The 22,575-nt window shown below is 48.6% G+C and carries 20 protein-coding genes and 3 tRNA genes; 18 read left to right on the top strand and 5 right to left on the bottom strand.

Annotation, left to right across the window (positions count from 1 at the left end):
- Positions 1–198: 198 nt before the first annotated feature.
- Positions 199–2,286, bottom strand: a complete 2,088-nt coding sequence (gene parE, locus QQL65_RS13980; RefSeq protein ID WP_284365549.1) for a DNA topoisomerase IV subunit B — start codon at positions 2,284–2,286, stop codon at positions 199–201.
- A gap of 311 nt (positions 2,287–2,597) precedes the next feature.
- On the opposite strand from parE, the gene QQL65_RS13975 reads away from it, so the two are divergent.
- The 6 genes from QQL65_RS13975 (at position 2,598) to QQL65_RS13950 (ending at position 7,945) form a co-directional block, all read left to right on the top strand.
- Entirely contained in the window at positions 2,598–2,762 is a 165-nt protein-coding gene (locus QQL65_RS13975) for a hypothetical protein (protein ID WP_284365547.1), read from the top strand.
- Positions 2,763–3,034: 272 nt separating this feature from the next.
- Positions 3,035–4,555: an ATP-binding cassette domain-containing protein gene (locus tag QQL65_RS13970; RefSeq protein WP_284365545.1), complete on the top strand. Its 1,521-nt coding sequence runs from the start codon at positions 3,035–3,037 to the stop codon at positions 4,553–4,555.
- Positions 4,556–4,584: 29 nt separating this feature from the next.
- The gene (locus tag QQL65_RS13965) at positions 4,585–5,379 is read left to right on the top strand and encodes a nucleotidyltransferase family protein (protein WP_284365543.1); all 795 of its coding nucleotides are present in this window, start codon (positions 4,585–4,587) and stop codon (positions 5,377–5,379) included.
- A 2-nt stretch (positions 5,380–5,381) separates the two neighbouring features.
- The gene (locus QQL65_RS13960; protein ID WP_284365541.1) at positions 5,382–5,927 is read left to right on the top strand and encodes an HD domain-containing protein; all 546 of its coding nucleotides are present in this window, start codon (positions 5,382–5,384) and stop codon (positions 5,925–5,927) included.
- An 83-nt stretch (positions 5,928–6,010) separates the two neighbouring features.
- Entirely contained in the window at positions 6,011–6,919 is a 909-nt protein-coding gene (locus QQL65_RS13955) for a sulfotransferase domain-containing protein (RefSeq protein WP_284365539.1), read from the top strand.
- Between the two features lie 33 nt (positions 6,920–6,952).
- On the top strand, positions 6,953–7,945 hold the full coding sequence (locus tag QQL65_RS13950; RefSeq protein ID WP_284365537.1) for a hypothetical protein: 993 nt from the start codon (positions 6,953–6,955) through the stop codon (positions 7,943–7,945).
- 14 nt (positions 7,946–7,959) lie between these two features.
- Here the strand turns inward: QQL65_RS13950 and QQL65_RS13945 are convergent, their stop codons facing one another.
- Positions 7,960–8,382: a helix-turn-helix domain-containing protein gene (locus QQL65_RS13945; RefSeq protein WP_284365535.1), complete on the bottom strand. Its 423-nt coding sequence runs from the start codon at positions 8,380–8,382 to the stop codon at positions 7,960–7,962.
- Positions 8,383–8,449: 67 nt separating this feature from the next.
- Here QQL65_RS13945 and QQL65_RS13940 point away from each other — a divergent pair, with 67 nt between their 5' ends.
- Positions 8,450–9,682: an MFS transporter gene (locus QQL65_RS13940; RefSeq protein ID WP_284365533.1), complete on the top strand. Its 1,233-nt coding sequence runs from the start codon at positions 8,450–8,452 to the stop codon at positions 9,680–9,682.
- 75 nt (positions 9,683–9,757) lie between these two features.
- On the opposite strand, the gene glnA is transcribed toward QQL65_RS13940, so the two are convergent.
- Together glnA and QQL65_RS13930 are read right to left on the bottom strand one after the other, a co-directional pair.
- Positions 9,758–11,167 carry a type I glutamate--ammonia ligase gene (gene glnA / locus QQL65_RS13935; protein ID WP_284365531.1) on the bottom strand — a complete coding sequence of 470 codons (1,410 nt, stop codon included), beginning with the start codon at positions 11,165–11,167 and terminating at the stop codon, positions 9,758–9,760.
- A 44-nt stretch (positions 11,168–11,211) separates the two neighbouring features.
- On the bottom strand, positions 11,212–11,550 hold the full coding sequence (locus QQL65_RS13930; RefSeq protein WP_284365529.1) for a P-II family nitrogen regulator: 339 nt from the start codon (positions 11,548–11,550) through the stop codon (positions 11,212–11,214).
- A gap of 342 nt (positions 11,551–11,892) precedes the next feature.
- Here QQL65_RS13930 and QQL65_RS13925 point away from each other — a divergent pair.
- From QQL65_RS13925 to QQL65_RS13915, 3 genes are all read left to right on the top strand, one after another.
- A tRNA-Leu gene (locus QQL65_RS13925) sits at positions 11,893–11,977 on the top strand.
- A gap of 61 nt (positions 11,978–12,038) precedes the next feature.
- Positions 12,039–13,421 carry a trigger factor gene (tig, locus tag QQL65_RS13920; protein ID WP_284365527.1) on the top strand — a complete coding sequence of 461 codons (1,383 nt, stop codon included), beginning with the start codon at positions 12,039–12,041 and terminating at the stop codon, positions 13,419–13,421.
- Positions 13,422–13,579: 158 nt separating this feature from the next.
- Complete coding sequence (locus QQL65_RS13915) at positions 13,580–14,233, top strand: HEAT repeat domain-containing protein (protein ID WP_284365525.1); 654 nt, start codon at positions 13,580–13,582, stop codon at positions 14,231–14,233.
- 13 nt (positions 14,234–14,246) lie between these two features.
- On the opposite strand, the gene QQL65_RS13910 is transcribed toward QQL65_RS13915, so the two are convergent.
- Complete coding sequence (locus tag QQL65_RS13910) at positions 14,247–14,582, bottom strand: MmcQ/YjbR family DNA-binding protein (RefSeq protein ID WP_284365524.1); 336 nt, start codon at positions 14,580–14,582, stop codon at positions 14,247–14,249.
- Between the two features lie 100 nt (positions 14,583–14,682).
- Between QQL65_RS13910 and QQL65_RS13905 the strand changes: the two genes are divergently transcribed.
- From QQL65_RS13905 to QQL65_RS13870, 8 genes are all read left to right on the top strand, one after another.
- The gene (locus QQL65_RS13905) at positions 14,683–16,152 is read left to right on the top strand and encodes an NAD(P)H-hydrate dehydratase (RefSeq protein WP_284365523.1); all 1,470 of its coding nucleotides are present in this window, start codon (positions 14,683–14,685) and stop codon (positions 16,150–16,152) included.
- A gap of 120 nt (positions 16,153–16,272) precedes the next feature.
- Positions 16,273–16,905 (top strand): ATP-dependent Clp protease proteolytic subunit, encoded by a 633-nt coding sequence (locus QQL65_RS13900; RefSeq protein ID WP_284365522.1) that lies wholly within the window; start codon positions 16,273–16,275, stop codon positions 16,903–16,905.
- Positions 16,906–17,082: 177 nt separating this feature from the next.
- Positions 17,083–18,357 (top strand): ATP-dependent Clp protease ATP-binding subunit ClpX, encoded by a 1,275-nt coding sequence (gene clpX / locus QQL65_RS13895; protein WP_284365521.1) that lies wholly within the window; start codon positions 17,083–17,085, stop codon positions 18,355–18,357.
- Positions 18,358–18,546: 189 nt separating this feature from the next.
- Positions 18,547–20,979 carry an endopeptidase La gene (gene lon, locus QQL65_RS13890; protein ID WP_284365520.1) on the top strand — a complete coding sequence of 811 codons (2,433 nt, stop codon included), beginning with the start codon at positions 18,547–18,549 and terminating at the stop codon, positions 20,977–20,979.
- A gap of 175 nt (positions 20,980–21,154) precedes the next feature.
- The gene (locus QQL65_RS13885) at positions 21,155–21,430 is read left to right on the top strand and encodes an HU family DNA-binding protein (protein WP_284365519.1); all 276 of its coding nucleotides are present in this window, start codon (positions 21,155–21,157) and stop codon (positions 21,428–21,430) included.
- Between the two features lie 103 nt (positions 21,431–21,533).
- Positions 21,534–21,609 (top strand) — tRNA-Val (locus tag QQL65_RS13880).
- Between the two features lie 223 nt (positions 21,610–21,832).
- Positions 21,833–21,909: transfer RNA gene (locus tag QQL65_RS13875), tRNA-Asp, on the top strand.
- Positions 21,910–22,045: 136 nt separating this feature from the next.
- The gene (locus QQL65_RS13870) at positions 22,046–22,540 is read left to right on the top strand and encodes an outer membrane protein (protein ID WP_284365518.1); all 495 of its coding nucleotides are present in this window, start codon (positions 22,046–22,048) and stop codon (positions 22,538–22,540) included.
- Positions 22,541–22,575: the final 35 nt, after the last annotated feature.

Below are 22,575 nucleotides of genomic sequence, written 5' to 3'. Positions count from 1 at the left end.
CACTTTGCCGATTACGGTCTAACTAGAAATAATTAGTGGCCCCGCGCCAAGGACAATAGCGTGCGATGCCTTTAAGTCAATGCGCTTATTGCATTTTTGTTAACAAAGCTAATGCGTCCCGGGGCAATGTTGCGTGAAACTCACACTTTCTAGTAGATTTTACGTATTTCAATCCCAGGTTGCAATTGCATTGCAGTACTAAATATCAAGATCGCTAGCGAACTCAGCATTCTCTTGGATGAATTGGAATCGTAATTCAGGTTTGTTGCCCATTAAACGGTCGATAGAATCCTTTGTTTCAGCATGTTGTTGTGCCACGCTGATTTGAACAAGGCGACGAGAGCCAGGCTTCATTGTTGTTTCTTTGAGGTGTTGGAACGGCATTTCGCCCAAACCTTTAAATCGCGTGATTTCAACTTTGCCACGACCGGTGAACTCAGTCTCCATGAGCTGATCTTTGTGATCATCATCATTTGCATAGAGCGTTTTTGCGCCCTGCGTGATCCGATAGAGCGGAGGCATAGCCAGATAAAGGTGACCTTCATCAATCAATTGCGGCATCTCTTGGAAAAAGAACGTCATGAGAAGGGAGGCAATGTGCGCTCCATCCACGTCCGCATCGGTCATGATGATGATTTTATCGTATCGCAAATCGTCTGATTTATATCGATCCCTGGTGCCACATCCGAGTGCTTGTACAAGATCGCCGATTTGCTGGTTGGCAGTAATCTTGTCTCTGGTGGCACCCGCAACGTTCAATATCTTACCGCGAAGCGGCAGAATTGCTTGGTTTTTACGGTTGCGCGCTTGTTTGGCGCTGCCGCCCGCGCTGTCACCCTCAACAATAAAGATCTCCGCGCCTTGCGCTGCGCCTTGGGAACAGTCGGCCAGCTTGCCCGGCAATCGAAGACGACGAGTTGCGGACTTGCGGTCAATTTCTTTTTCTTTGCGGCGGCGAATGCGCTCTTCTGCGCGATCAATGGTCCAATCAAGCAATTTTGCTGCTTGGTTGGGCGAGGCGGCCAGCCAATGGTCAAAGGCATCGCGGATTGCGTTGTCGACGATTTTCGTTGCTTCGCCGCTTGAAAGCTTGTCTTTGGTCTGACCTACAAATTCGGGTTCGCGCACAAACACTGACAAGACTGCGCTGCAGTTTGCCAAAATATCTTCTGCCGTGATCACGGAGCCGCGCTTGTTGCCGGTTAGTTCCGCATAGGCTTTCATTGCGCGGAGTAGGGCTGTGCGTAGTCCAGATTCGTGCGTACCACCATCTTGGGTTGGGACTGTATTACAATAGGAGTTGATGAAGCTGTCACCCAATGTGAATGCAATCGCCCACTCAACGGAGCCATGTTTGCCTGCGCCGCCCTTGCGCCCCGCAAATGTTTCTTCAACAATTCGCGTTTTGCCTTCAACGCGGCCCTCCACATAGTCCTGAAGTCCATTGGGGAACAGAAATGTGGTTTTGGCCGGAATATCGCTACCCTCGACCAATGCTTCGTCACAAGACCAGCGAATTTCCACGCCCGCGAAAAGGTAAGCTTTTGCTTGGCTCATGTCGTGAATGCGTTTGGGAGAAAACTTTGCTTTCTCGCCAAAGATTTGCGGGTCTGGGTGGAACTTTGTACTTGTGCCGCGCCGGTTGCGCACTGGTCCGTGATCGATAACGCCTGTTGTGGCCAGCCCGCGGGAGAAGCTTTGTGAATATAGGTTTTGGTCTCGTGCGACCTCAACGATCATATCATCAGAAAGAGCGTTGACGACGGACACGCCCACGCCGTGCAGGCCGCCTGATGTTTCGTACGCCTTGGAATCGAACTTTCCGCCGGCATGTAGCGTTGTCATAATGACGTCGAGCGTTGAGCGGTCTTTGAATTTGGGGTGAGGTTCTACTGGAATACCGCGACCATTGTCAGTTATGGTCAAATAGCCTTCTGCATCTAAATGCACTTCAATGCGAGACGCGTGTCCGGCAATCGCTTCGTCCATCGAGTTGTCGATGATTTCAGCAAATAGATGGTGCAGCGCATTAATGTCAGTGCCGCCAATATACATGCCTGGGCGACGTCGGACGGGTTCCAGACCTTCAAGGACTTCAATGTCGTCAGCGGTGTAGGTGCTGCCATCATTTGAAGATGGCTTAGGCGCAGCAGACTTCGGCGCTGGCGCAGCAACTGGTTTGGCTGCGGCCGGCTTTGGTGTCGCAGGAGGCGTCAAATTTGGCTCGCTTTTCTTTTTTGGCGGTTCATCGCCAAATTTTCCGAAAAGATCATCACCGTTGTCCATGCCGCGCCTTCATAAGTTCGAATCAAATTAGTGAATTTCGTTTATCACAATAGCATCATTTGTTGCTCATCATTTCAAATTGAGTTTGACAGTTTTCCCTAAGCTTTCTGGCGGTTTAGGTGGCTTCGTTTTCGGTATGTTCTATGCGATTTTGAGAGGGGTTTGCGTTTATCTTTCTAAACAAAAGATTATCGACTGTGCCGTTAAGCGACGGAAATTATTGATAAAATCTAACTGGAGCGTCAGCACTTTTTTAACAACGTGGTGCTAGAACTATATACATACGGTTTGAGAGTATGGAGTTCCCGTATATGGTCGCTAAAGCAAAGGTCAGCGTATCGGACCGCCCGGCTGAGGCGACTTTTTATTGGTTGGCGCAAGTCGGATTTGATAGTTTTGCGTACCGGCTTGCCCGCTGGCCAATTTCCCGCAATATGCTTTTATGGACCTTCACTGGGTTCTTTGTGTTTGTTTAGCTGCGGGTTCGTTCTAGTTCTTGCCAATCCCAAATTGCTACGTTAGCTTCTTGCGCATTGTTCAATTGATCTAACGCGGGGAGAGCAAGATGATTATGGCGCATCGCATTTGCTTATTATGGTTTGGCCCGCGTTTTGCCCTGCATGTTTCTTCTTAATATGTAGGGCTGGCCAATAATTCTCGTATCAGTGTGAAAATGATTTGGTCCGCCCAGTTCGGCTGCGCCTAGCAGCTTATTCAATTCGACAAGATTGTCGACCAGGGCAACAAAATGGCTTCTATTCAACTCAAAGACGTGAGCGCAATTGCGCAAGCTGAACTTTTCAAAAATCTAAATCTCTCTGTTTCCAACGGCGAAAGCGTTGGCCTTATCGCTGCCAATGGGCGTGGCAAAACCACACTGTTGCGCTTTCTGGCAGGGCAAAGCGAACCAAGTAGTGGTCAAATTGCATTTTCTCGCGGTGCGCGCGTTGGTTATGTTGAACAAGAAGTTGAACAAGACCAACTTGATCAATCCGTTTATGACTTTGTTGCTTCTGCACTATCAGACGAACAGCGGGATTATGAGATTTGGCGGGTCGATGTTGCCCTTGCGGAGTTTCAGGTGCCCGAAGCGCAATATCACGAACCGTTGCGCAAACTCAGCGGTGGATGGCGGCGGTTGATCATGATTGCCCGTGTTTGGTTGACTGAGCCGGACATATTGTTGCTCGATGAGCCAACCAACCATTTGGATTTGGCGAAAATCGTTCAACTCGAGAGTTGGATAAAGCAAACATCCGCTCAAGTGCCAATGATTGTAGCCAGCCATGATCGTGCGTTTTTGGACAATTGTACGAATCGCAGTCTGTTTTTGAGGCCCGGAATTTCGCGCTATTTTTCCGTTCCATATTCTGAGGCACGTGCTGCTTTGGAGCAGGAAGATGCGGCGGCAGAAAAAGTTTTGATAAAAGAGCAGAAACAAGCCAAACAATTGCGAGAACAAGCGGCAAAGCTCAATAATGTTGGCATAAATTCTGGGTCAGATTTGCTTCAAACGAAAGCCAAGCAGCTTCGCAAGCGCGCAAGCGATATTGAAGATAATCTCAAAGACTTGCACAAAGAGCGGCATGGCGACATTACGCTGGCCAATCGCGGCACGCACGCCAAAGTGATCATGTCATTTGAAGATGTGACAGTTTGCGCACCCAATGGCGATAAGCTTTTCAGTATTGAGAAAGAACTGATTTATGCGGGTGACCGCATTGTGGTTTTGGCTGAAAATGGCGCTGGCAAAACCCAGCTCATCAAGAAAGTCCATCGCGCGTTTCAATCTGAGGGTTCTGAGTTGGGGATATGGGGCACGCCTTCGACCGTGCTGGGGTATGCTGACCAAGAGATTTCGCAGCTGCCAGTTGATGAAACGCCTGAGAACTTCATCTTGCAACACAAAGGCGTTGGCAATGCACGGTGTCGTTCTTTGCTCGCCAATATTGGATTTGAGTTTGAAAAGCAGTCAAAGCCAATAGGGCATTTGTCCTATGGTCAGCGTTCGCGCTTGGCGCTTTTAAGCCTTAGATTAATTGAGCCAAATTTTTATTTGTTAGACGAACCAACTAACCATGTTGATATTCCCGGGCGTGAAATGCTGGAAGCCGAAATTGTTGAAAAAGGGGCAACGGCCATTATTGTTTCGCACGACCGAGAGTTCGCAAGGTCTGTTGGTACAAGATATTTTGAAATTGAAAAACGGCGGAAGCGTTTGGTGGAAGTCGCGTCACCTGAACCATTTTTTGAGCGCATGTCGCATTGATTTTTTAGGTAATTTTGGGAGTTTTTCCGATGAAAGCGGAAGAGATAATTGGTATTTTCACAAGCGATGCTCCCGGAATTCACGAAATTGTGGGGCTCTATATAGGTGGCAGCTACGGTGCTGGATGTGCTGACAGATTCAGTGACTTTGATTTTGTCGCGATATCGGAGCCAGAAAACACTCCGTTGGTGGTCAAAGCTTGGGAAGACCTTTGCCACAGTCATTTTGATGTTGTTTTTTGCCGTAAGCAGGTCGGAAAGGCCGCACTGGTCAATATGATAACTAGTGGGTGGACACGCATTGACTTGTATGTCGAAAGCAAAGACGATTTCTTAAAACGCGCTCAAGATCAACTGAAACCAGTTTTCGAGCGTGAGCAATTGTTTGACAAACTTTCTAATCTTGAACCGCCGTATAAAACGTCAGTGGCAAAACTTGAGTTTTTGGCAAACGAGTATCTACGAACTCTGGGATTACTAGCGGTTGGCATTGGGCGAAACGAATTGTTCTTGTGTGACGTTGGTTTGGGACATCTGAAAAGTCTGTTCATGAGCTTTGCCATCGAGACTGAGCGGAGCAGGGAATGCGGCGCGTTGAACTTGCGTCGTTCGCTAACCAAACAAACTCATGAGCTGTTTGAGAGCCTGCCAAACGCCGGCGCGGAACGTCGAGACATAATTGCTGCGCATATGGAGACTACGCGCATGTTTTTAGAGTACGCAAAGCCAGTTTTCAAAGAAATGGAGCTTGATTGGCCAGGGCGATTTGAAATTGCGACGCGCGCCCACTTAGTGCAGGCACTTGGCGAAGAAGTGAGTTTTTAGCCATGGCGGAAAGGGCAGATTGGCTGAGTGTTGATGACGCTCGCCAGCTATTGGAAAAACATCTGGCTGGTAGCCAGAAGGTGCTCCATTGTGAAGTGGTCGCGTACATCATGCTTGGTATCGCAGCGGAACTCAAAGAGGGCAAGGAGTTGTGGGAGATTGTGGCGCTTTGCCATGATTTGGATGAAGAGCAAACTAAGTATGAAAGAACCAAACACGGTTTGCTGACTGCTGATTGGCTCGAGGGGCGGTTGCCACTTGAAGCGTTAAACGCCATTCGTGCGCATGACCACCGGACAGGGTTTGTGGCGAATTCTACTTTGGCGCTTGGATTGCGCCTTTCGGATGCACTTGCGATTGCCGACCAATTTGCTGGGCGTGCATTGATATCAGGATTGGCCGACGGCACTGGGCAAGAGCATTTGCGATCTGCGTTGGATAGCCGCCCATATTTAGTTCCGATGATTTTGGATATCAGCAATCAATTGCAAATTGATGTTGGTCGACTCGCAGATATTGTTGCGGATGCACCTCATCAGAACGCGTAAAATTGATTTCCATTGGCATGCGGGTTGTGCGAAAGCGCTTGCAGCCTTAAATAGAGGCGAATTGTAGTTCTTGAGGATCAAAAATGTCGCAAAAGCCAGCCACCCCTTTGTATTGGATCGCATCTTACCCGCATAGCGGTGACCAATTGGTGCGCTCGTTTTTGCAGCATCTGGCGAAGAATTTTGGCTATCGCCCCCAAGACCCAGCAGCGATTGAACTGCTAGATCGCGACCTACCATGGGACGTGCATGCGCATTTTTATGAAACCGTTTTGGGCAAGCATCCGCGCGAAATGAGTGAAGAAGAAATTGCCGCTGCTCGGCCAAAGGTACACGAGTATATCTCAAAGACTTACCCTGGAATTCCAGTTGTGAAAACTCATGCGCCACGTGCTGAGTTTTATGGCGTGCCGAGCATCAATATGAACGTTTCGATTGGTTCGGTCTATTTGATCCGCAACCCGCTGATGCTAGCGCCAATTTTTGCAACTGTTGGCAAAAAGGACGTGGTGACTGCTTTGAAACTGCTGGCGACAAGCGAATATCGTCAACCAACAAGCGAAACGCATGCGCTTGAGCCATGGGGCTCATGGTCGCAAAATGTTATGAGCTGGACTAACGCGGATGAAGATGGCGACCTTTTGGTGCGTTTTGAGGACATCGCCGCCGATCCACACGGTCAATTGGGTCGGATTGCCAAACACCTAAAAATGCCGGTAGACGACGCGCAAATCGCTGATGCGGCAGATAAGGCGTTGGCGGTGCACGGCATGGCGGGCAAAAAGCCTCAGCCGAACGCATGGAAAAACGCTATGAGCAAAGACCATGTTCGTGCGCTTGTTGAAATTCATGCGCGACAAATGTCGCGTTTTGGCTATTTGACCAACGATGTGCTCAATTATGCGGGATTGACCCGAGAAGTTGCGCTCAATTCGTCAGCCAAGTTTGAAGAGTTGGCGCGCACGCCGGTAGCGCCTGTCGGGCACGCATAGAAGTATCCCTAAACGAAGGAGGGGCAGACCAATTTGCTGAAACGTCTTAGTGCAGTTTTGCTCATTGGTTGTCTCTCCATGTTGTTTGGCGAGGTATTTGCAGGTTCTTCTCGAACTTGGTTCGTTGACCCGTGGGGCTTGTTGGTTACGTTTCCCTTATATCTCGGTCATGTTCTGTTGCTGCTGATGGTGGCGTTAAAATCGAACCGAGTTTCACTTGTCTCGCTATACTGTCTTGGTATGGTCTTTGCGCTCTATGAAGCGGCGCTGACCAAGGTGCTTTGGGCTGGCTATTGGGATTCGACGGGCGAGGGGTTTGGCCATTTTGCGGGCATCAGCCTCGCTGAGTTTCCGATGTTGGTGTTTTTCTGGCATCCGGTGATGTCTTTCATTCTGCCCATTGTCGCGTTTCAATGGCTGACGGGTGCGCAATTGATCGCTGATCACCACCGTTTCTTGCGTTTTAGCTCATCAAAGTTCTTGTTGTTGATTGTGTTGGCAGCAACAATCTCATCATTTTTGGCAAGTGGCTCAGGGTTTGATCCTGTATCTGCCAATGCTGCATTTTTTGGCAGTGTCCTTTTGATTTTGGCATTGGCAAGGGGTGCACTTGGGGTGGGCTTGTCCGCGCTAGTGTTCGGCCGACTCGGTAATGCAATCCTGATTGCGTTGATGATCGTCACTTATGTGATTTGGTTGTTTTTGGTGTTTCCAGAGCGCTTACCTAGTGAACCGATTGCCTATTTGGCGATTGGGATCAGTTATTTAGTTGCAATCTATTTGTTCTTGCGTTTGGAACCTGCCGAATCTGCGCCAAAGGTGGTGCGGGAAATGCAGCCTTGGCATCTTCTTTTGTTGATTGGTGTTTATGTCGGCAGCCTAAACTATTGGCTGGTGGCACCTGATGCTGCGAGCAGCGTGTTAGCTGTGCTTTACTTGGTTCTTTATGGAGCGGGGACGCTTTTCTTTTCTTGGCTCATATTCCGGCTTGTGAAAAACAGTTTGCTTGCCAAACGTTCTCGCTGAATTCACCACAGAGCCTATTGCTTTTGGCGGCTTTGCCGAGACACCATTTGTTTATGTGCGACTTTGACCATGCGCTGAAAGCTTTCACATTCAAGGTGTGAAGGGGCAGGGCAATTGGCAACGTGTTTTAGAGAGTCACGCAATGCTGTCAGCTGTTTGATTTGCTTTCCAAGATCCTCAACCTTTGCCAAGATCTCTTCTCTATCGATTTCTGGTTTGCCGTCGACATTGAACATTTTCTTGATTTGAGAAAGCGAAAAACCAGCCGTTTTCCCCATATTGATCAGTGTAAGTTGAAGAACCACATTTGCTTCAAACTGGCGGCGTAGACCATGCCTACCCACCGATTCTATTAGGCCTTCATCGTCGTAATAGCGCAGCGTTGATGGCGCGATTCCCGTCATTTTCGACACCGTTCCAATATCGAGAGTTTTCATGCTTGACCTCAAGTTGACTTAAGTTCGTACCGTGACTCACGGCTCGATATTGTTCAAGGAGAAAATCATGACAACAACCGCTTATGTGGGCAGAAAAACAAACCCCTTTTGGCGTTTCGCCGCTTTGGGAATTGCAACCTTGCTACCAACATTTGGAATGAGTATTTCCAATGTTGCGCTTCCAACCCTTTCAACTGCTTTTGCCGCTGAGCTAACGATCGTACAGTGGGTCGTTTCAGCTTATCTGTTGGCGCTCACGCTGTTTTCGGTCCTGGCGGGGCGCGTGTCAGATTCTATTGGCGCAAAACCCTCGTTGCTTCTTGGATATGCAGTGTTTCTATCAGGGGCGCTGATATGTTGGGGATCGCAGACTTTGTGGATGCTGATAGCTGGCCGGATCGTTCAGGGCGTTGGCGCAGCATTTTTGGCCGTGGTCGCAATTGCGCTGGCAAAACAAAGTTCAGTGAATAATTCAATTGGTCGCGCGATGGGACTATTGGGGGCAATGACCGCGGTGGGAACCGCGCTTGGGCCTTCCGTCGGAGGAATCATAATTGAGTTTTTTGGCTGGCGTTCTCTGTTCGTATTGCTGGGGGCGTCTGCTGTTGGTGGTGCGCTATTCTCGTTTCTTGTGCTGCGTGATGAAAACGAAGACCGCGTGCCGGTGGTTCGAAATGCAAGTCCGACAGTTGATTTGGTGAGATATGTTGCGCCTGCAATCGCCAACAGTCTTGTGGCAGTGATCATGATGACCACATTTATCGCAGGGCCATTCTATCTGACCTATGCTTTAGGTTATAGCGAAGGTGCTGTCGGCTTGGTGATGGCCGTTGGGCCCGCTATTTCGATTCTTTCTGGTTTCCCATCAGGCGTGTTGGTTGATCGACATGGCGCACAAAAAGTGACGCAAATCGGATTAGGCTTTGTGTTTTGTGGTGCGCTTTGCTTTGCATTTTTGCCAAATTTTGGGGCGCTTGCTGGATATATTGTTGCGTTGGTGGTCCTTACCCCGGGCTATCAGATGTTTTTGTCCGCCAATAACACGGCAGTCATGAGCAACGTTGCTGATTCACGTCGCGGATTTGTGTCTGGCTTGCTCAATATGTCACGCAATGCTGGATTAATCATTGGAGCAACAGTGATTGCCACCATTTTTACGATTGGTGCAGGCACTTCAGTTTTGGCAGATGCAGCTGCCGATTCTATAGGCAACGCATTTCAACTCGTGTTTTTCATCAATGCGGGATTGATCGTTCTGGCATTCATAGCGCTGAGGTTCGGTGTTGCAAGACGGCGTTAGGTGCAGACAAAAAAAGAGGGCGCCCGAAGGCGCCCTAAGGTATAGGTATTGCTACCTAGGGGATAGGAGGGAATCCTATGCAGAGTAGTACATGTCGAACTCGACCGGGTGTGGCGCCATTTCGAAGCGCTCAACTTCTTCCATCTTCAATGCGATGTAAGAATCGATCTGGTCGTCGTCAAATACGCCGCCCGCTTTTAGGAACTCGCGGTCTGCGTCCAAAGCTTCTAGAGCTTCACGAAGTGATGCAGAAACCGTTGGGATCTCTTTCAATTCTTCCGCTGGCAATTCATACAGATCTTTGTCCATAGGGTCACCTGGGTTGATTTTGTTCTTGATGCCGTCAAGACCAGCCATCAACAAGGCAGAGAACGCCAAGTATGGGTTGGCAAGCGGATCAGGGTAACGCACTTCAACACGCTTAGAAGCAGGTGAAGAGCCGAATGGAATGCGGCAAGAAGCAGAACGGTTACGCGCTGAGTATGCCAACAATACTGGTGCTTCATAACCTGGAACCAAACGCTTGTATGAGTTGGTTGAAGGGTTAGTGAATGCATTTGTTGCCTTAGCGTGTTTGATGATACCGCCGATAAAGTGCAATGCAGTTTCAGACAATCCAGCATAGCCGTCGCCAGCGAATGTTGGCTTGCCGTCTTTCCAGATTGAAAGGTGGCAGTGCATGCCAGAACCGTTATCGCCAAATACTGGCTTTGGCATAAAGGTTGCTGTTTTGCCGTATGCGTGTGCTGTTTGCTGAACGCCGTATTTGTATGTCTGAACTTGGTCAGCGATACGAGTTAGCGTGTCATACTTGATACCGAGCTCGTGCTGTGCAGAAGCCACTTCGTGGTGATGCTTCTCAACTGTCACGCCCATTTCTTTCAATACAGAAAGCATTTCCGAACGGATGTCTTGTGCACTGTCCACAGGTGGAACAGGAACATAGCCGCCTTTAGTTGCAACGTGGTGACCCATGTTGCCTGCTTCATATTGAGCGTTTGTGTTTGTTGGCAACTCGGTGTGGTCTAGTGAGAAGCTGGAGTGGTGAGGGTCTGTGCTATAGCGCACATCGTCAAACATGAAGAATTCAGGCTCTGGACCAACTACAACTGTGTCACCAATGCCAGATGATTTCACATAAGCTTCAGCTTTACGCGCTGTCATGCGTGGGTCACGGTTGTAAGCTTCAAAAGTGCTTGGCTCCAGTGTGTCACAGTTGATGACCATTGTTGTTTGACCAAAGAATGGATCGATAGCGACAGTGTCCAAGTCTGGCATCATCACCATGTCGCTTTCATTGATGGCTTTCCAGCCAGCAATTGATGAACCGTCAAACATGACGCCATCTTCAAACATGTCTTCATCAACAACAGACGCGTCCATTGTCATGTGGTGCAGCTTGCCGCGTGGGTCTGTGAAACGAAGGTCAACGAATTTTACGTCTTCGTCTTCGATTTTTTTGAGAACGTCACTCACAGTAGTCATATGCTTATCCCGCTTATATAGAGGTATTTTTTTGGGTTGTTCTTTTAGACCGCTTCGTCGCCGGTTTCACCGGTCCGAATGCGGATTGCTTGATCAATCGTGGAGACAAAAATCTTTCCGTCTCCGATGCGGCCCGTCTGCGCTGCGTCGCGAACCGCTTCCACGGCCTTGTCCACAGCGTGATCAGAAACCACGATCTCGATTTTTACTTTTGGAAGAAAGTCCACGACGTATTCTGCGCCGCGGTATAGCTCTGTGTGGCCTTTTTGGCGTCCAAAGCCTTTAACTTCAGTAACTGTAATGCCCTGAAAGCCGGCCTCTTGAAGTGCTTCTTTGACTTCGTCGAGTTTAAACGGCTTTACGATGGCTTCAATTTTTTTCACTGATCTTTACTCCGAAGGACCTGATCTTGCGTCTGGCACTATCAATGCAGGTTGCGTGCCAGTTTGTGTCTTCTGGACAAAATCGAGTATTAATAAAGGGTTACGCAGTGGTCGCTGAATTGTGAGGCAGTGCGTGCACAGTTGTGGTGCATAAATTTTGTGCATTTTGCATAAATTTTGGGCAGGTGGTGGCGCTTTTTCGCGTGGTGCCCGGTTTTTGGACAGGGCAGGCGAATTGAAATGCGTTTTCAAAGGTTTTTTCAAAAAAAATGCGAAAAGGGCTTTGACTGTTTGGATAGTATGGGTTAGACCCCGCTTCGACTTCGTCGCTGAGGTTTAAAGGCGGGTGTGGTGAAATTGGTAGACACGCTAGATTTAGGTTCTAGTGCTTCACGGCGTGGGGGTTCAAGTCCCTCCACCCGCACCATTTTTCCTCAGCAGACATTTCGATCGATCGAATAGTAGATATTGAAGACGGGAATTTCCTAATGCAGGTCAATGAAACCCTCAATGAAGGGCTCAAGCGTACATTGGAAATGTGCATTCCGGCATCTGAGCTTAGCCAGAAGCTTGACGACAAGCTGAATGAGCTTAAGGGCACTGTGAATCTTAAAGGGTTCCGTCCGGGTAAAGTGCCGTTTGCGCACATGAAAAAGACATATGGCCGCTCTGTTATGGGCGACGTAATGCAAGACGCAATCAATGTTGGCGTGCAGTCGACATTGGAAGAGCGCAAAGAAAAAGCTGCAATGCAGCCTAAAATCGACCTTCCTGAAGACGAAGCAATTTTGACAAAAGTATTTGAGGGCGAAGCAGACCTTGAATTCACAATGTCATATGAAGTTTTGCCTGAAGTTGAATTGGGCGATTTCAAAAAAATCAAAATTGAGCGTCCTGTCGTTGAAGTAGACGAAAAAGACGTTCAAGAGCAGTTTGATGCGATTGTTGAGCAAAACCGTCCTTACGCAGCGAAAGCTGAAGGTGAGGCGGCTGCTGAAGGTGATCGTGTAAACATCAAATTCTTGGGTAAAGTTGACGGCGAGCCTTTTGAAGGCGGCGCATCAGAAGGTTCACCATTGGTGATTGGTTCTGGTCAGTTCATCCCTGGCTTTGAAGAGCAGCTTGTTGGGCTAAAAGTTGGTGACGAGAAAGTTGTGGAAGTTAAATTCCCTGATGAGTACCGCGCTGAAAACCTTGCTGGTAAAGATGCAACATTTGATGTTGAAGTTTTGGGCATCGAAGCGCCATCTGACGTTGAAGTGAATGACGAATTCGCCAAAAATCTTGGCCTTGAGTCTCTCGATCAACTTCGCGAAATGATCAAAGATCAAATCGGTGGTCAGTTTAAGCAGATGACACAAACACGCGTTAAGCGCTTGGTGTTGGATGCTTTGGACGAAACACACAAGTTTGACGTACCTGAGCAGCTTGTTGAGCAAGAATTCAAAGGCATTTGGGACCGCGTGATGCACGATATCGAGCACCACGGTCGCAGCTTTGAAGATGAAGGCACAACCGAAGAAAAAGCACGCGAAGAGTATACTGCAATTGCAGAGCGTCGCGTTCGCCTAGGTTTGGTTATTGCTGAAATCGGCAACAAGAACGACGTTCAAGTGACCGAAGAAGAGCATCAACAAGCGTTGATCGCCGAAGTTCAGAAATATCCTGGTCAAGAGCAGCAGGTGTATGACTACTTCCGCAACAATCAACAAGCGCTTGCGGGCCTTCGCGCACCAATCTTTGAAAACAAAGTCATCGACTATGTTGTTGAGTTGGCTGATGTTGAAGACAAAACAGTCACTAAAGAAGAGTTGGTGAAGCTGGTTGAAGAGAGCCAAGAAGAAGATCTTGAACCTCACCACCACGACTAAGCTTTTTTAGTTTTGAATTTTAGGAAGGCCGTCCATTTGGGCGGCCTTTTTTTGTTTTCAGTTGTATTTCTGCTTGAAACTAGCTTGAGGGAAATCAAAGCAGTTTGTTCGTCTTGTGGTTTATTGGGTTTGTTTGGGCAGACCTTCAGGTTTCTTCGATGATTGGAAAAAAACAGATAAACGATATCACCGCGGCATTGCAGTCCGATGATGTGTCTACGCGTTTGCAGGCGGCACTAGGGATCGGCATGAATCCACAACCTGAATTCCTTGATTTGCTGGTTGATCGTTGTTCGGTTGAATCTGATTTTAGCGTTAGGGAACAGCTGACATGGAGCATTATTCGTTTCCCAAAAGAGCTGGTTGTCCCGAAACTTGTGACTGCGGTTTCCTCAAATATCAAACAAGCTCGCAGTCAAGCGTTGCACACACTTTCAAAGATTGAAGGTGCCGACGCTTGGTTTGTAATCACAAAGCAATTGCTCAATGATCCATGCGACGAGGTTGCTCAGGCTGCATGGCGTGCTGCGGTAACGCTTGTTCCTTCTGGAGAAGAGCAAGGTTTGGCTAGTGATTTGTGTGCGCTTCTTGGGCGTGGGGGGCGAGAAGTGCAAAGGAGTCTAAGTGTCTCTCTTGCTGCGCTTGGCGAAGCGACCGTATCTCCGGTGTTAAAAAAGGTGATAATGGGCGACGATGGAGCTGCGCGAGATCATGCACTTTTTACTCAGAGAATTTTCACTGAACCTGATCTGCGTTCCGACTATGCCGTCGATCAGGTCAAGATTTTGTTGGCACCGCGTCCAAAAGACTAAAACGGCATAGAGTCTACTTTTTCATCGGTACACTCAACGCATAGCTCTCATCCAACCATCGCGTCCAAACATCCTCAGGCATTGGCTCCTCATTTGAAAACCGCGCGGTGACCCAGATATTTGTGCCGATTTGATAGTTGTCGGGATATTTGCCGGCGAGTTTTTGGGCTTCGTCCCGCGACTCTTTTAGTTTGAACATAGCCTTGTATCGCCCACCTTGTGGGCCAGCGAACAAAAAGGCCTTGCCTTTCACTTTGAACGAGCTTTGGGTGCAGGCCGTGCCTTCATCTACGCCGGGGTAGGTACATGCCTTTTCGCGCATTGCGAGTGTTGGATCGTTGTCGGACATAGCGGTGTCTCCAGATTTGCGCCAAATCATGGCACAAAAGGCGCTTTGTTGTGAAGCTATGGGGCTTTGCAATTAAGCGGAAAGGCGCAAGACTGAATTTATGAGCTATTTTGATTCCGAACTTACGCTTTTGACGCCGGAAGAAATGGGCCGTGCTGATTCCTTGTCTATTGAGGCGGGTACAAGCGAAATCGAGTTGATGGGCAATGCCGGGCGTGCCGTTGGCCAATATATTGTCGAACATTATCCGCGTGCCCCGGTTTCAGTTCTGTGTGGTCCAGGCAATAATGGTGGCGATGGCTTTGTGATCGGCTGCTATTTGCGGGATCGCGGTTGGCCCGTTCGGTTGGTCCAGTTTGGCGACAAGGATCGTTATTCTGCTGCCTCAATGTACTATTTGCAGCAATGGGGAAATCCAGAGACGTACAGTCCAGAAATCATTGAAGATGCATCGCTTTTGGTTGATTCACTATTCGGCGCAGGGCTCGACAGACCGATAGCGGGAGCATTCGCTGATATTGTTCGATTGGCGAACGAAACTCTTGCGCCAACAGTTGCAGTGGACATGCCAACCGGTGTGCATGGTGCTACGGGGCAGGTATTGGGGACTGCAATTCAAGCAGACGCCACTATCACCTTCTTTCGAAAAAAGCCGGGGCATCTATTACTGCCTGGTCGCGAATTGTGCGGCAATGTTGCGCTGCGTCAGATTGGGATAGAAAAACAAGTCCTAAGGCTAATTGAGCCGCAGACGATCGAAAATCATCCGAAAAATTGGCGCCTGCCAACGGCAAATGTAGCCGGCCACAAATATTCGAAGGGGCATTGTGTGGTCGTTTCTGGCCCACGCGGCGCAACTGGTGCGGCGCGCATGTCGGCACTTTCTGCTTTGCGGGCAGGGGCGGGGTTGGTGACCATTAATGGTGAGCGTGCAGCACTTAAGGAACATGCAAGTCATTTGACGGCAATCATGTTGCGCGATGAGCCTTTGTCTGAGTTGCTCAACGATGAACGTTTTAATGCATTGGTGGTGGGGCCCGGCAACGGCGTATCAGATGCCACCTATCACAATGTGTTGACTGCGATTGCGTCTAACAGGGCCTTGTTGCTCGACGCAGATGCACTAAATTGTTTCAATAGTGATCCAGAAACGATTTTCAACGCTATTAAGAAGACGAATGGCAATGTGGTAATGACGCCTCATGCAGGAGAGTTTGGACGACTTTTTAAAAATGTCGAATTGAGTGCTGGTAAAGTAGAGGCGGCTCGGAAAGCCGCAGAAATTTCAGGTGCTGTGATTGTGCTTAAAGGTGCAGACAGTGTTATTGCTTCGCCGGATGGTCGGGCTGCAATCAATTCAAATGCGCCCCCTTGGTTGGCAACCGCTGGGTCCGGCGATGTTTTGGCCGGTATAATTGGCGGATTGCAGGCTCAGGGCATGGAAGCATTTGACGCAGCGTGCGCAGGGGTTTATGTGCATGGGCTGGCTGCAGCGCAGTATGGTGGTGAGGGGATGATCGCCACCGATTTGCCCCAATTGGTGCCTAGTGCACTGGCTGTGGCGAGATGAAAAATTAACTCTATCTTGAACGGATAGAGGGCAAGACCTATCTAGCGGTTTTACCGCACGTTAAGACGCATCATATCTGATCGGAAATAAGGCCGATTCGATTCACCAAGGATGAGACTTATGAAAGATCCGATTGATACATATATGAGCACGCTGGTGCCGATGGTTGTTGAGCAATCCAACCGTGGCGAGCGCTCATTTGACATTTTCTCGCGTTTGCTGCGTGAGCGCATCATCTTTGTGACCGGTCCGGTTGAAGACCATATGGCGTCTTTGATTGTGGCTCAGCTATTGTTCCTTGAATCGGAAAATCCGAAAAAGGAAATTGCGATGTACATTAACTCGCCCGGCGGTGTGGTGACATCTGGTTTGTCGATTTACGACACGATGCAATTTATTAAGCCTGAGATCGCCACGCTTTGTGTTGGACAAGCGGCTTCCATGGGCTCGTTGCTTTTGGCCGCTGGTTCAAAAGACATGCGCGGCGCGCTGCCAAATGCTTCTGTGATGGTGCACCAGCCATCTGGTGGTTATCGCGGGCAGGCGACTGACATTCTGATTCACGCAGAGCACACTGCGAATTTGAAGAAGCGTCTGAACGAGATCTATGTGAAGCACACGGGGCAGGATTATGAAACGATTGAGCAAGCGCTTGATCGCGACAATTTCATGACAGCTGATGCTGCTAAAGAGTTTGGATTGATTGACAAAGTTTACGAAAAACGCGGCGGCGGTGACGTTTCTGCGTCGTAGGATTTGTTAAGCAAGAAGTAGAATTCCCCGCACGAGGGGTTGGCAATTAAGCTTTTGTGCGGGATTTGTAGGCCAAGATCATACTAACGATCGAATTTAGCTTACTGTTTGTTTATGTGCAGGTGCTAGCATTTGTAGATAAACTGAGTGAAGAATGCACATTCAGGAGTGCTTTGAATGACAAAAGACACCGGCAACGGCGACAGTTCAAAAAATACGCTTTACTGCTCATTTTGCGGAAAATCGCAACATGAGGTGAGAAAGCTCATCGCTGGCCCGACTGTTTTTATCTGTGATGAATGTGTTGAGCTTTGCATGGATATCATCCGTGAAGAAAGCAAATCTTCCACAGTCAAATCAGCTGATGGTGTAATGACGCCGGCAGAAATTTGTGCGGTGTTGGATGATTATGTGATTGGCCAAGGAAGAGCAAAACGCGTTCTGTCTGTGGCGGTGCATAACCACTATAAGCGTCTCAATCATTCATCGAAGAGCCAAGATATTGAATTGGCTAAGTCAAACATCTTGCTTATTGGACCAACTGGTTGCGGTAAGACCTATTTGGCGCAGACATTGGCGCGCATCATTGATGTGCCGTTTACAATGGCCGATGCGACCACGCTGACCGAAGCTGGTTATGTGGGTGAAGATGTTGAGAACATCATTCTGAAGCTGCTGCAAGCATCTGACTATAATGTCGAAAAAGCGCAGCGCGGTATCGTTTATATCGATGAGGTCGATAAGATTTCTCGCAAGTCTGACAATCCTTCTATTACTCGGGATGTGTCGGGTGAGGGTGTTCAACAGGCTCTGCTCAAGATCATGGAAGGCACAGTGGCCAGCGTTCCGCCGCAAGGTGGTCGCAAGCATCCACAGCAAGAGTTCTTGCAAGTGGATACAACCAACATTCTGTTTATTGTTGGTGGCGCGTTTGCTGGCCTTGAAAAAATCATTACCGCGCGCGGTGAGGGTACGTCGATTGGCTTTGATGCCGATGTGAATGATCCAACTGATCGTCAGGTCGGCGAAATCTTCGCTGAAGTTGAACCAGAAGATTTGACCAAGTTTGGTCTTATCCCAGAATTTATTGGCCGTTTGCCAGTAATTGCGACGCTTGAGAACTTGGATGAAGATGCGCTTGTGCAAATCTTGACCCAACCAAAGAACGCTTTGGTGCGTCAATATCAACGATTGTTCGCAATGGAAGAAGTCGAACTGACCTTCCAAGACGAAGCATTGAATGAAATTGCAAGACACGCAATTCAGCGCAAAACAGGCGCCCGTGGTCTACGTTCGATCATGGAAGGTATTCTTCTCGACACAATGTATGACCTCCCATCACTTGAAGGTGTTGAGGAAGTTGTGATCAGTGCCGATGTGGTAAATGACAAGGAAGCACGCCCGCTTTACATTTATGCCGACCGCAAAGAAGAAGCGGACGCAGGCGCATAAAATAAAGTTTGCAAAATGGCCCGACGCGTACTTGTCGGGCTGGCAAAACTTCCTATCTAGTAGTTTCAATTGAGTCTTCGTTGACCCCAGTAGGGTTGATGACCGTGGCGCGCCTCCCTGCGCCGAGTAACGGTTGTGTCGTTGCCGCTTTTTTTGGGACTTCACAGCCGGTTGATGAAAGGATCATCTATGTCCGACAAGGATAAAACTGACACTTCAATCGAACCCGGCGAAGGCCGCGTTTATCCCGTATTGCCGCTTCGTGACATTGTCGCGTTTCCTGGCATGATTGTGCCGCTATTCGTAGGTCGGGAGAAGTCCGTCAAAGCGCTTGAAGAAGTGATGCGCGAAGACAAGAACATCCTTGTCGTTACGCAAAAAAGCGCTCAAGAGGATGACCCAACCACAGACGACGTTTTCGACGTTGGTACGATTGCCTCTGTTCTTCAATTGTTGAAATTGCCAGACGGTACCGTGAAGGTGCTGATTGAAGGTATTTCGCGCGCCAAAATTTCGAATTTTGTGCGAGCTGACGAATATTTTGAAGCCGAGGCGGTGCCTTTTGAGGCCGAAGAATTTGACGAAGTGGAAGCGGAAGCATTGGCTCGCTCTGCGGTCAATGAGTTTGAAAACTACGTCAAACTGAACAAAAAAATATCACCAGAGGTTGTCGGTGCGGTTTCGCAGATCGACGATCACTCCAAGCTGGCAGACACGATTGCTTCGCATCTTGCGGTTAAGAACCAAGAGAAGCAGGAAATCTTGGCTATCAACTCTGTTACCGGGCGTTTGACCCGTGTGCTTGAGTTGATGGAAGGCGAAATCGGCGTGCTTCAAGTGGAACGCCGTATTCGTACGCGCGTTAAGCGTCAAATGGAGAAAACCCAACGCGAATATTATTTGAATGAGCAAATGAAGGCCATTCAAAAGGAATTGGGTGATTCTGAAGACGGCACCGACGAGTTGACTGAGCTTGAAGAGCGGATCAACAAAACGAAGCTCTCCAAAGAGGCAAAAGAAAAGGCCAATGCTGAGCTGAAAAAGCTCAAGCAGATGAGCCCAATGTCGGCGGAAGCGACGGTTGTGCGCAACTATCTTGATTGGATGCTTGGCTTGCCTTGGGGCAAGAAGTCGAAGATCAAGAAAGACTTGGCTTACGCTGAGAACGTGTTGGATACCGAGCACTACGGACTTGAAAAAGTCAAAGAGCGAATCGTTGAGTATCTTGCCGTTCAAGCGCGTACAGGAAAACTAAAGGGACCCATTTTGTGTCTTGTTGGCCCTCCAGGTGTTGGTAAGACATCGCTTGGCAAGTCTATTGCCAAGGCCACTGGCCGTGAGTTCGCTCGGATGTCTTTGGGTGGTGTTCGTGACGAATCTGAGATTCGTGGTCACCGACGCACTTATATTGGCTCGATGCCGGGTAAAGTCATTCAATCGATGAAGAAGGCTGGGAAAACCAACCCGCTATTCTTGCTCGATGAAATTGACAAGATGGGCCAAGATTTCCGTGGTGATCCTTCATCTGCTTTGTTGGAAGTGCTGGATCCAGAGCAAAACAACACTTTTGCGGATCACTATTTGGAAGTTGATTATGATTTGTCAGATGTGATGTTTGTCACAACAGCAAATACGCTCAATATTCCAGGTCCATTGATGGATCGGATGGAGATCATCCGTCTCTCTGGTTACACGGAAGAAGAAAAAGCCGAGATTGCGCGTCGCCACTTGATTCCTGATTCCATGAAAGAGCATGGCTTGAAGGAAACTGAGTTTGAATTGCCTGATGAATCGCTGACATTTTTGATTCAGCGCTATACGCGTGAAGCTGGTGTTCGGAACCTGAAGCGCGAGATCGCGAATCTTTTGCGCAAGGTGGTCAAAGATTTGACCTTGGACAAGAAACTCAAAGCCGTGAAACTTGATCTGGCCAAGGTTGAAGACTATTTGGGGCCTCCGCGTCACCGTCACGGCGAAATTGATGATGAACCACAAGTTGGTGTGGTGAATGGGCTTGCTTGGACTTCGGTCGGTGGTGAATTGCTGACAATTGAAGGCGTGACTACCTACGGTAAGGGCAAACGAACAGTTACCGGCAACCTTAAGGATGTGATGAAAGAATCAATTTCGGCCGCCGCCACCTATGTGCGTTCGCGAGCGATTGATTTTGGCATTGAGCCGCCTCTGTTCGATTCGCGTGATATTCACGTGCATGTTCCCGAAGGTGCCACACCAAAAGACGGTCCGTCCGCTGGTGTCGGCATGGCTACAGCGATCGTATCGGTGATGACCGGTATTCCGGTGCGCAATGATGTTGCTATGACAGGTGAGATCACCTTGCGTGGTCGTGTTTTGCCAATCGGCGGTTTGAAAGAAAAGCTTCTGGCAGCGCTACGTGGTGGAATCAAAAAAGTATTGATTCCGGAAGAAAACGTGCGGGATTTGGTTGATGTGCCTGACATCGTGAAAGAGGGACTAGAGATCGTGCCTGTTTCTCGAATGGAAGAAGTCGTCAAACACGCATTGGTTGAAGAGCCAAAAGCGATCGAGTGGGATTTCGAAGCTTATGCTGAGAGTTTGCGTCAACAAGGCGATTCTACGACGAATCTGACGGCCCATTAACAAAATCGCTAATTTCAACTCGTATTTGAGGGTCGGGACATTGTTTTCGGCCCTTTTTTTTGGCGAAAACCGCCGGAAAGCACCGGATTTCCTTGCTTTAGTCAAAGAATCGAAGAAATGTAACCCCCGCACACCCTAGGCAAATAGCCATGGGTTTAGATATGAGGATAGAAGAATGAACAAAAATGATCTGGTTGCAGTAGCTGCAGAAAAAGCAGGCATCACCAAAGCTGACGCCGCTTCAGCCGTTGACGCAGTTTTCGATGCAATCGAAAGCACATTGAAAGATGGCAGCGAAGTTCGCTTGGTTGGCTTCGGCACATTCTCAGTGTCACACCGTAAAGCAACAAAAGGCCGCAACCCAGCAACTGGTGCGGAAATTGATATTGCTGCTACAAACGTGCCTAAATTCAAGCCTGGCAAACAGCTTAAAGAAGCTGTGAATAGCTAAGCTAAAAAAATAATACATTTTTTTGAAGGTCTCGGTGAAAATCGGGACCTTTTTTGTTGACGTGGGCAAAGATACGAATTAAACGATGCACACCTTCTTAGGAGGGCGGTTAGCTCAGTTGGTAGAGCGCTTCGTTTACACCGAAGATGTCGGGAGTTCGAGTCTCTCACCGCCCACCATTTTCTCCCAAACATGATCCACCTAGACAGATACATCGATTTGCTAATCGATTGTTTTGATTTGTCTTATCTCCAAAATCATTGTGGAGCAGGGGCTTTTTGGGGTTCTTCACATCCATTGTAAAAAAAGCATCATAAACTGTAATTTATGTGCTTGACTTAGAACTGGATCACTCTTAAACAACGCACATCTTCAGCGGATCACAACGATACGCGAAACGTTGGGGGTGTAGCTCAGTTGGTTAGAGCGCTGGCCTGTCACGCCAGAGGTCGCGGGTTCGAGTCCCGTCACTCCCGCCACTTTCTTCTCATAGAAATTGTAGGCTTTTTACGAGCGTGTGCCACCTCGAGCGAAGAGTGGGCATTTGACGTTTGATGTTCATATCGACTAATCTTTATTTAAGCATAAGATAAAGTGCATAATGGAGGAGTCGAAATGAAAAAGAGATTAGGTCTGGCCGCAACATCCTTGTTGATGCTTTCTGGCCCAGCGCTAGCAGCAGATTACAGTAGTTCAGGATTTGACTGGGACGGGTTTTACGCGGGCATTGGTGTGTCTGGTTCTGCTTGGTCGAACGGAGAAACAGTGTACTCCGTGGATGGTATCGCCGGTTTTAACGTGGTCAACGACGGTATTTTGTTCGGTGCAGAGGGGTTCTTTGGCTATGTTGTTGATAGTTCAAGCCTGACCGGAACTGAGGGGGGCGTGAACGCACGCCTAGGTTACCTGGTATCAAACGACGCTGTTGCATACATAACTGGTGGTGGTGCCTATATGAGTCTACCTAACGATTGGCATGCAACAGTTGGTGCTGGTATCGAATTTGCAGTTTCTGAAAACACCACAATGGATTTCAAGTTCGAACACTGGCGCGGTTCTACATTTACCGCGAATAGAATCGATGCTTCAATCAATTGGTATTTCAACTAGTCCCATATCATCGGAAAGGCCCCGCATAGTCTGCG

Source organism: Maritalea porphyrae (assembly GCF_030159895.1).
Lineage (GTDB): Bacteria > Pseudomonadota > Alphaproteobacteria > Rhizobiales > Devosiaceae > Maritalea > Maritalea porphyrae.
Note: the sequence above shows the minus strand (reverse complement) of the source record. Positions and strands in the feature narration are given on the sequence as shown.

What these genes read in the sequence shown, in the direction of transcription:
- clpX (WP_284365521.1), top strand. Translation starts at nt 17,083, where the DNA reads ATGACAAAAGACACCGGCAACGGCGACAGTTCAAAAAATACGCTTTAC.
- QQL65_RS13975 (WP_284365547.1), top strand. Translation starts at nt 2,598, where the DNA reads ATGGTCGCTAAAGCAAAGGTCAGCGTATCGGACCGCCCGGCTGAGGCG.
- QQL65_RS13915 (WP_284365525.1), top strand. Translation starts at nt 13,580, where the DNA reads ATGATTGGAAAAAAACAGATAAACGATATCACCGCGGCATTGCAGTCC.
- glnA (WP_284365531.1), bottom strand. Translation starts at nt 11,167, where the DNA reads ATGACTACTGTGAGTGACGTTCTCAAAAAAATCGAAGACGAAGACGTA.
- QQL65_RS13940 (WP_284365533.1), top strand. Translation starts at nt 8,450, where the DNA reads ATGACAACAACCGCTTATGTGGGCAGAAAAACAAACCCCTTTTGGCGT.
- QQL65_RS13960 (WP_284365541.1), top strand. Translation starts at nt 5,382, where the DNA reads ATGGCGGAAAGGGCAGATTGGCTGAGTGTTGATGACGCTCGCCAGCTA.
- QQL65_RS13945 (WP_284365535.1), bottom strand. Translation starts at nt 8,382, where the DNA reads ATGAAAACTCTCGATATTGGAACGGTGTCGAAAATGACGGGAATCGCG.
- parE (WP_284365549.1), bottom strand. Translation starts at nt 2,286, where the DNA reads ATGGACAACGGTGATGATCTTTTCGGAAAATTTGGCGATGAACCGCCA.
- QQL65_RS13905 (WP_284365523.1), top strand. Translation starts at nt 14,683, where the DNA reads ATGAGCTATTTTGATTCCGAACTTACGCTTTTGACGCCGGAAGAAATG.
- QQL65_RS13955 (WP_284365539.1), top strand. Translation starts at nt 6,011, where the DNA reads ATGTCGCAAAAGCCAGCCACCCCTTTGTATTGGATCGCATCTTACCCG.
- QQL65_RS13965 (WP_284365543.1), top strand. Translation starts at nt 4,585, where the DNA reads ATGAAAGCGGAAGAGATAATTGGTATTTTCACAAGCGATGCTCCCGGA.
- QQL65_RS13885 (WP_284365519.1), top strand. Translation starts at nt 21,155, where the DNA reads ATGAACAAAAATGATCTGGTTGCAGTAGCTGCAGAAAAAGCAGGCATC.
- QQL65_RS13970 (WP_284365545.1), top strand. Translation starts at nt 3,035, where the DNA reads ATGGCTTCTATTCAACTCAAAGACGTGAGCGCAATTGCGCAAGCTGAA.
- QQL65_RS13910 (WP_284365524.1), bottom strand. Translation starts at nt 14,582, where the DNA reads ATGTCCGACAACGATCCAACACTCGCAATGCGCGAAAAGGCATGTACC.
- lon (WP_284365520.1), top strand. Translation starts at nt 18,547, where the DNA reads ATGTCCGACAAGGATAAAACTGACACTTCAATCGAACCCGGCGAAGGC.
- tig (WP_284365527.1), top strand. Translation starts at nt 12,039, where the DNA reads ATGCAGGTCAATGAAACCCTCAATGAAGGGCTCAAGCGTACATTGGAA.
- QQL65_RS13870 (WP_284365518.1), top strand. Translation starts at nt 22,046, where the DNA reads ATGAAAAAGAGATTAGGTCTGGCCGCAACATCCTTGTTGATGCTTTCT.
- QQL65_RS13900 (WP_284365522.1), top strand. Translation starts at nt 16,273, where the DNA reads ATGAAAGATCCGATTGATACATATATGAGCACGCTGGTGCCGATGGTT.